The organism is Bacillus sp. VT 712, from assembly GCF_001614195.1.
In the GTDB taxonomy this organism is placed as follows: domain Bacteria; phylum Bacillota; class Bacilli; order Bacillales; family Bacillaceae_H; genus Priestia; species Priestia flexa.
Window position 1 is genome coordinate 1 of the sequence record NZ_LWBK01000100.1, and the last position, 728, is coordinate 728.

2 rRNA genes are annotated in these 728 nt (G+C 45.7%); both read right to left on the bottom strand.

Annotated features, from left to right (window positions below):
• Positions 1-143, bottom strand: a 23S ribosomal RNA gene (locus A2U94_RS20160); the annotation flags it as partial.
• 344 nt (positions 144-487) lie between these two features.
• Positions 488-728, bottom strand: a 16S ribosomal RNA gene (locus A2U94_RS20165); the annotation flags it as partial.

Below are 728 nucleotides of genomic sequence, written 5' to 3' on the forward strand. Positions count from 1 at the left end.
CCATTACGAACAGTGGGTTTCCCCATTCGGAAATCTCCGGATCAAAGCTTACTTACAGCTCCCCGAAGCATATCGGTGTTAGTCCCGTCCTTCATCGGCTCCTAGTGCCAAGGCATTCACCGTGCGCCCTTTCTAACTTAACCATTAGCGAATAAATGGTGCAACTTGCGTTGCGTTATTTATTGGTTTGATTAAAGAAAAGTTTCACTTTTCCTCAGCTATTACTGTTATCTAGTTTTCAAAGAACAATCGCACTCAAAATTCTTCTTATCTAATAAGAAGAAAGTGATGTACTTTCTATTAAATGAGAGATTGAACTCTCAAAACTGAACAAAGCTTCAAAACGTACGTCTTGTCTAGCTACGGCTCCTAGTCATTCGACCGTTTCACTTTTGTCAACGACACCAAATAACGGTTTCCCTGTCAAAAGCTCCAACGCTTTTCATGACTAAACAATCGCCTTCGCTTTTCATGTAAAAGTCCTTAGAAAGGAGGTGATCCAGCCGCACCTTCCGATACGGCTACCTTGTTACGACTTCACCCCAATCATCTGTCCCACCTTAGGCGGCTGGCTCCATAAAGGTTACCCCACCGACTTCGGGTGTTACAAACTCTCGTGGTGTGACGGGCGGTGTGTACAAGGCCCGGGAACGTATTCACCGCGGCATGCTGATCCGCGATTACTAGCGATTCCAGCTTCATGTAGGCGAGTTGCAGCCTACAATCCG